Source organism: Acidovorax sp. ST3 (assembly GCF_003231145.1).
GTDB lineage: Bacteria > Pseudomonadota > Gammaproteobacteria > Burkholderiales > Burkholderiaceae_C > Acidovorax.
This window is the reverse complement of the sequence record NZ_QKVP01000129.1, coordinates 1-529: the sequence shown is the minus strand read 5'-3', so window position 1 is coordinate 529 and position 529 is coordinate 1. Positions and strand designations below refer to the sequence as shown.

Below are 529 nucleotides of genomic sequence, written 5' to 3'. Positions count from 1 at the left end.
GAGGGTGCTCATGCATCTCGATCGAGACCGCAATGATGTTGCCCACGCGATTCGACGCGACAGCGTTCGCATGCAAGACGGATGAGGTGGGGAGGAAGGCCGTGCCCATCGCGGGTATGGGACTGGCTGGACAAGGCGCAAAGCCTGTGGCGGCGGGGATCTTCGGAAGTCGGGTCCGCCCGGCGTTCTAGCCAGGGCGTCGCGACAGTATCGAGGCAGGGACGTACAGGGTACGCCCTTTGCCTGCTTACTTCAGATGTGCGTTGACCAGTTTGGTCAGTTCGAACATCGTGACCTGATCCTTGCCAAAGATCGGGCGCAGCTTGGCATCGGCGTTGATGTTGCGCTTGTTGCTCGCATCTTGCAGGTTGTGCTTCTTGATGTATTCCCAGATCTTCTTGGTGACCTCGGTGCGCGGCACGGCTTCCGAACCGATCACAGCGGCCAGTTCGGCGCTGGGAGTCAGGGGCTTCATGAATGCAGCGTTCGGCTTGCTCGCGGTCTCGGGTTTGGAGGTTGTGGCCATAAT

Annotated in this window: 1 protein-coding gene; it reads right to left on the bottom strand. The window is 59.9% G+C overall.

Annotated elements, in window-relative coordinates; genetic code table 11:
• Positions 1 to 247 precede the first annotated feature (247 nt).
• On the bottom strand, positions 248 to 526 hold the full coding sequence (locus DNK89_RS23945) for an SWIB/MDM2 domain-containing protein (RefSeq protein ID WP_110962022.1): 279 nt from the start codon (positions 524 to 526) through the stop codon (positions 248 to 250).
• Positions 527 to 529: the final 3 nt, after the last annotated feature.